The following is a 6,578-nucleotide window of genomic DNA, read 5'->3' on the forward strand; positions in this document are numbered from 1 at the left end:
CGCCCACCTCATCGGCGAGATAGCCGGGAAAACCGAACGGGGGCGCGGAGAAATGGATACGCAGGACGTCGTCGTGGGTCAACGGGTCGTGGGTGGGTGGTGCACCGGGACATCAAGCCCGAGAACATCATGATCTGCCGTGATGGCACCGCGAAGCTCGCCGATTTCGGGATCGCCATCGAGATGCGTGAGAACATGCAGCGGCTGACCCGGGCACATCAGGTGGTCGGCACCCAGAACTATTCCGCGCCCGAATATCTCGAACACGGCCGGTTCACCCATCTCAGTGACGAGTACTCGTTCGCGGTGGTGTGCACGGAGGTGCTGGAGGCGGTGTACGCGCCCGCGCAGTTGCCGCAGAAGCTGCGTTCGGTGCTGGATCAGGCATTGTCCCCGGACCCCGGCCTGCGTTTCGGCTCCGCGGCGGAGTTCCAGCACTACTTCCGCGACGCCGTGCACTCGGAGACCCGCGATCTCGCCCGCAAGCCGCCCGAGGGTGTCACCCGCAAGATCGATGACGTCACCGACAAGATCCACGGCCCCGCACCGGATCCCGCGACGGTGCCGGTGCGCAATCCGACCAGCGTCCTGCCGCCCGGCCCGCCCGTGCGCCCACCCGCCGAACATTCGGGCGTCCAGTTGCCCGAGACAGGCCTGTGGGGCATCTTCGTGCGCCCCGCGCTGGAATTCCGGCAACGCGTGCTCGAGGGCCTGACCCGCGACGACCCCCGCTACATCGGCGGCGTCCTGCTGGGCGCGGCCGCTACCGGAATCGTGCTGGGCTGGCTGGTCTTCCTGCTGCTCGCCTGGCTGATCGTGTCGATCGCCCATCAGCTGTGAGGAAGTCGTGAGCAATCCGAGCAACCGCCCGCGGGCCGGCCTGGCCTGGGAACGCTACGTCTACGCCAACTCCCGCGCCTGGCACTGGTTGCGGATCGCGGCCCGCGTCGGCGCGGCCTTCTTCCTGGTCACGCTGCTGTGGCTGACCTACACCGTGCTGGCCTGAGGTGCCCCTGTGCGAATCGTCTGTCTGAACTGCCTGGCGGAGTTCAAATTCGACTCCGCCCGCCGCTCCTGGATCTGGGTGCTGCGCCAGCCCAACGGCGCCTTCGCCACCCGTGTCGCGGACTATTCGCGGCGGCTGGATCGGCGCTGCCCCAACGGTTGTGAGATCGACGAGGAGATCCTCGACCATCCGACCACGGTGATCGGCTTCGTCGGCGAATCCGCCTCGTCCAAAACGCATCTCATCGTGTCCATGATCTATTCGGTCATGAACGACCCGGTGCTGGCCCGGGAATGGTCGATCGTGCCGTCGCGCCGATCCACCAAACTGCTTGCGGCCCTGGAGAACACGCTGATGAACCGGCAGGCCATCGGCTACACCCAGAAGCGCGGGTACGTCGGCGCGCAGATGCAACGCCAGGAGAACGGCATCGGCCCGGTGGGCGCGCCGCAGCCACCGCGCCCACCCATGCCCCCGCAGAACCAGACCCAGACCCAGTCGCACGCCTGGAGCGGCTGGCAGGTGCGCACCCCGATCCTGATCAAGTTCACCTCGCTGGCCACCCGCCGCACCGTCAACCTGGCGTTCGTGGATGTGGCGGGCGAGGATGTCGCAGACGCCGAGATCGCCGCCAAGGTGAGCCCGCACCTGGCCGTCGCCGATTTCATCTGGTTCGTGGTGCCCTCGACGCTGAACAAGCAGTACCTGGCCATGATGCGCGAGCACGCGGGCCCGGCCAACGAGGAGAGTCTCAGCAACAACGTCGAGCATTCGCAGACGGTGGGCCGCACCAAGATGATGATCGACCAGATCGCGAAGCTGTGGCGCACCGCCAACAGCTATCCCCTCGAACTGCCGATCGAGCCGCCGCGCCTGCATGTCTCGACGATCGTCGCGAAATCGGATCTGCTGTCGCTGATCAGCCTGCCCGAGGTCGGTATCGTCGCGCCCCCGCCGGACTGGGCCGACAGCCCGTACAGCCTCAACGGCGCGGGCAACCTGTATCAGCCGGGCCAGATCGCCTACCGCTCGGACGCCACGAGATCGCTGGTGCGCAAACTGTTTCCGGCCGTCGACGCGACCCTGTCGATCCATTTCCCGCACAACCGCTACTTCCCGGTCTCGGCCGTCGGCTGCGGTAAGCGCGCCGACAACACCTATCCGGTGTTCAAGCCGTTCGCGGCCGTCGACCCGGTCATCCACATGCTCAACCTGATCGACCACCTACGGACCGACCGATGACGGGTTTCGCCCAATTGCTGTGCGGCTGGGCCGTGGTGACGCTGGAATCCTCCGGGACGGGTGTCGGCGTGGTCGCACGCTCCGGAAACTGGCCCGCCGCACTGGGTTCCACCACGCGCGAGCTGGGCGGGCTGATCAGCTGGGACGGGCTCCCGGCCGCGCCGGACGCGCTCGCGCTGGAATTCACCCTGGTGCGCGGGCTGGCGGTGGCGCTGCTGAAGACGCCGTCCAACGCCCGGCCCGGCACCTGCGTGACGCACCTGGTCACCGGGGAACGCGGCGCGCTCGACGGCGCGACCGCGCTGCGCCTGTACGACGCCGGGGCCTTCCGCGCCACCCTCGACGATCCCGGCTACCCCACCGACCGCTGGGACACCCTGCCGAAACCCCCGGAGCACAACGGTTTCGACTCCGCCGCCGACGCCTATCTCGAGCTGGAGTGGCTGCCCGCCCTGCTCGGCTACACCCTCGCCCATCTGTCCGGCCGCGGCCCCGCCCTCGAACTGCGCGTCGAGCACGGCACGGACGCGGTCGCCATGCTGCGCGCCCTCTACGGCATGCTCCCCCGGAACAGCTTGCGCAACTTGACCTTCTGCACCTCCGACACCCCGAGCTCGGACTGCGCGATCATCACGGTGACAGGTGACGGACGAACCCCCGCCGGCGCCCGCCGCATCGTCACTCCGGGTGACCCCGGTGACGAGTCCGACCCCTTCGTGCAGCTGGGCCGCCAACTCGTCGGCCATCGCCGCGCCGGTGTCACGCCACCCGAAACCCTCGGCACCGCACAGGAGATCGGCCAGTGGTGCTATCGCCTGCACCTGCGCGCACTCGGCCCCGATGAACTCGACGACGACCACCTGGCCGAGGTGATCACCGATCCCGACCTGAACCCGGAGTGGCTGCACGACCGCGCCCTCGCCACCCGCGCCGTCCAGCTGGCCATCGGAAGACCCAGCGTGGCAAGGGCATTGGCCCGGATGGAGCATCGCCCCGGCGTACGCAAGACGTTCGAGAAAGTTCTCACCGAACGCGTCGTCAACGACACCCGCGACCGCACCCACACCGTCGAGGTGGCCCGCCAGCTCGGTTTCGATCTCACCGAGGTGGTGGCCGATGCCGCCCGGCGACGGCTGGAAGGCAGCCACGGGCAGCTCTCGGCCACCGACGCCGCCGTGGTGTGGCCGCGCCTGCACACCGAGTGGATCACCGGAAACCCCAAGCGCCGCCAGGCCATCGGCGGATACCTGATCCGTCATCGCGCACTGCGCGAGCACGCGCTGGGCTCGCGGGACCGCGCCCTGGTACACAAGGCGCTGCGGGCCGAGGTCGACGATCAGGGCGTCCCGACCGGCAGCAGCCATCTGCTGCGCAACGCCATGTACGCCCATCTCGGCATCGTCGCCCAGGTCGCGGTGGACGTCGCCTGCGACGGCCGCGATCGCTATGCGCTGGAACAGATCCTGACCTGCGCGCCGCCCGATCGCCTGCCCGCCCTGGTGGCGGAGTGCGCCCGCTATCCGGCCCTCGACGGCGTCGATCTGATGCGGGCCCTCACCCTCACCCGCGCCGACCCGGTCGACCTGGCCGAGGCGCTGCGGCCCGGCTGGCGCGACCTGCGCCGGGCCCTGGAGCTTCCGGAATCGATCGAGGCCCTGGTGGTACTCGATGCCGCCCCGGCACGCGACGACACACCCCGCGGCGGAATCAAACTGCCCCGCAAAGGCTTCGGGCGCAGGAACGGGAAGGACTGGTCACCGGCCGACCTGTCGGCCCTGCTGCGGTCCCCCGACGAGCCGATGGACTTCGACGGCGCACGCGAAACCATGTCCGCCGCACTGAATTCCGATCCCGAGTATGTCGTCGACCGGCTGGTCTCCCGCACCCGGTCGGCCGACGGCGGGCCGATCCTGCGGCGTGTGCTCGCCGTCGCCCCGCCCGATCAGCTGCCCGCCCTGGTCACCGCCTGCGCCCGGCACTGGGATATGCCCCCGGCCACCTTGCTGGACGCGCTGGCGGCCCTCGAACTACCTCCGGCCGAGCTCGCGGAAGCGCTCTCCGGCGGCTGGCCCTGGCTGCGCAACCGTCTGGATCTTCCCCAGGCCGTCGCCACGCTGCTGACCCTCGACGCGAGCCAGACCTGGAATTCCACGCCCCGGGAACAGGATTCACGCCGAGGCTGGCAATTCTGGCGCTGACCCGCCCAGCTCGGCGACAGGGCTCAACTGGGCGACAACGCACCACCGTGATAGCTCACGGCCGGATTCCACAGGAAGAACCCGTTGTACCCCGCCGCATACGTGGCGTCGATCTGCGCCTTGACCTCCGCATCCCCGTACGACACCCCCAGACTGAAGTCCTGCAACCACGGAATAATCTGTGCCGCAGTCCCTTCCGTGCGCGCCCGGAAGTCCTGGAGCGACCGGAAGATGATGTCGTAGGGCTGGGAGTTCGGATTGGCGACGTCGTACTCGCCCGCGTGCCAATGCGACGGGTACAGCATCGGCGCGAGGAAATCGACGAACCGCGCCATGGACGGAATGTCCTGGGCGATCTCGTCCGGCCGGGTCGCGGCGATCCCGAACACCGCCGCACCCAGCGAGGCTCCGGCGTCGTGGACCGGCGCCTCGATATCGCGCAGGAAGTTCGCCACCGATTCCGACGGCGTCTCGACCAGCCCGGGAAACCGCATCCCCGCCAGATTCCCGTCGGGCCGCCGGATGTAGTCGTACATGACGCCGTCGAAGCCCAGGTGTCCGGCCTCCATCGCGAGATCCCGGTTGTAGGAACGGATTTCAGGGCTGGCGAAGTTGGTGAACGCGATCGCGCCGTAGCCGCTGGAGTACGGTCCGCCGCCCTGATTCTGGATCACCCAGTCCGGATGCCCGTTGTGCCAGGCCCAACCGGCGAGGGTGGGGTCACGGAAGGCGACGATGCGGCCGACCACCTTCACCCCCATGTCGTGCAGCTGCTTCAAGGCGGCGGGGGCGTCGTAGATGGGGTTGACCGCACCGGATTCGCGCGCCAGCGCCACCCGTGAGTCGTAGCCGACGACACCGTCCTCGTCCTTGATATCGAGCTGGACGGTATCGATGCGCCCGGTGCGCGCGAGGTCCAGGACGGCCTCGCGCATGGGATCGTAGGCCCAGGCGTAGGCGGTGACGTGGACGGCCCGGATCCGGGGCAGGGTGACCCCGACCTTCACCGGGACCGCCACTGTGTCGCCCGCGGCATTGGTGGCCACCACGGTGGTATCGACAGGTGCGTGCGGCAGGGCGAGTTCGAAGGTCCCGTCCGCCCCGACCGGTACCGACCGGTCGCCTGAGGACACCTGTTTCGCCCCGATCGCCTTGCCCCGCACCGTCACCGGATCCCGATAGGAAGTAGCCGCCGAGAGCGGCGAGAGTTCCAGCCGCGGCGGTCTGATCTCGGTGGCGGCCGACGGCCGGCTGCGACCGTAGACGAACATCACCGTGGTGAGCACCAGGACGAGTACCGCACCGAGCGCGAGCAGGGCGGGCCGCCGACGGCGGATCGCCCGAAGTCGCATGAGCAACGTACACACCAACTTCCACAGACGCCTGTTGGGCATCACTATTACCCGAGCGCGGAGATGACGATCGGATTTCGCCGAGATCAACTCAAAACCGTTGTCGCCGCGTAGCGTTGCGGCAATGAAGGCGTGGACGGCGCTGACCACCGGCCTGCTGCGAATGGTCACGGCGGCCCTGCTGTGCGCGACCGCCACCGCGTGCGGCGGGTCCACCGCCACCGCGCCGCCCGCGACGACCACGCCCGCCCCGACGGTGCGTCCGCCGGACCCTGCCGCGGTCGCCGCCAACGAACTGGGCCAGATCCCCATCCTCATGTATCACCGTATCGAGGCCGATCCGAGCAGCGAATACGACCAGACCCCAGCGAAATTCACCGCGGAACTGGAGCGGCTCTACACCGACGGCTACCGCCCGATCACCCTGGCCCGCTACCTGTCGGGCGTGATCGACCTCCCCGCGGGCACCCACCCGGTGGTCCTCACCTTCGACGACTCCACCCGCCCCCAGCTCACCCTCACCGACGCCGGCGACCCCACCCCCGACTGCGCGGTGGGCCTGCTCGAGCAATTCCATTCCCGCCACCCGGATCTCGCCGCGACCGCCACCTTCTACCTCAACAACGACCCCTTCGGCGACGACCCGCGCGCCCTGCCGTGGCTGGTCCGCCACGGTTACGACCTCGGGGCCCATACCGCGACGCACCCGAACCTGGGCCGCCTCAACGCCACCGACGTCCAACGCGAGCTGGTCCAGAACGTCCGCGCCATCCTCGCCGC

6 protein-coding genes are annotated in these 6,578 nt (G+C 69.0%); 5 read left to right on the plus strand and 1 reads right to left on the minus strand.

What is annotated here, in order from left to right; all coding sequences use genetic code 11:
• Window positions 1-96 precede the first annotated feature (96 nt).
• Genes ACWELQ_RS34225 through ACWELQ_RS34240 form a run of 4 tightly spaced genes read left to right on the plus strand, consistent with a single transcriptional unit; the run spans window position 97 to window position 4,446 of the window.
• A complete protein-coding gene (locus tag ACWELQ_RS34225) occupies window positions 97-840 on the plus strand; it encodes a serine/threonine protein kinase (RefSeq protein WP_452401165.1) in 744 nt (247 codons plus the stop codon).
• Between the two features lie 7 nt (window positions 841-847).
• A complete protein-coding gene (locus ACWELQ_RS34230; protein WP_452401166.1) occupies window positions 848-1,006 on the plus strand; it encodes a hypothetical protein in 159 nt (52 codons plus the stop codon).
• Window positions 1,007-1,015: 9 nt separating this feature from the next.
• Window positions 1,016-2,248 (plus strand): hypothetical protein, encoded by a 1,233-nt coding sequence (locus ACWELQ_RS34235; protein ID WP_452401167.1) that lies wholly within the window; start codon window positions 1,016-1,018, stop codon window positions 2,246-2,248.
• A complete protein-coding gene (locus ACWELQ_RS34240) occupies window positions 2,245-4,446 on the plus strand; it encodes a hypothetical protein (protein WP_452401168.1) in 2,202 nt (733 codons plus the stop codon). The genes ACWELQ_RS34235 and ACWELQ_RS34240 overlap by 4 nt, the downstream gene beginning before the upstream one ends.
• A gap of 23 nt (window positions 4,447-4,469) precedes the next feature.
• On the opposite strand, the gene ACWELQ_RS34245 is transcribed toward ACWELQ_RS34240, so the two are convergent.
• Window positions 4,470-5,840 carry a putative glycoside hydrolase gene (locus tag ACWELQ_RS34245; RefSeq protein WP_452401169.1) on the minus strand — a complete coding sequence of 457 codons (1,371 nt, stop codon included), beginning with the start codon at window positions 5,838-5,840 and terminating at the stop codon, window positions 4,470-4,472.
• An 82-nt stretch (window positions 5,841-5,922) separates the two neighbouring features.
• On the opposite strand from ACWELQ_RS34245, the gene ACWELQ_RS34250 reads away from it, so the two are divergent.
• Window positions 5,923-6,578: polysaccharide deacetylase family protein (locus tag ACWELQ_RS34250; protein WP_452401170.1), on the plus strand; the 656-nt coding region annotated here is incomplete at its 3' end.

The sequence above is a fragment of the Nocardia sp. NPDC004722 genome (assembly GCF_053601505.1).

Bases quoted from the DNA above. Each gene is read 5' to 3' on its own strand.
- ACWELQ_RS34240 (WP_452401168.1), top strand. From the start codon at position 2,245: ATGACGGGTTTCGCCCAATTGCTGTGCGGCTGGGCCGTGGTGACGCTG.
- ACWELQ_RS34245 (WP_452401169.1), bottom strand. From the start codon at position 5,840: ATGCCCAACAGGCGTCTGTGGAAGTTGGTGTGTACGTTGCTCATGCGA.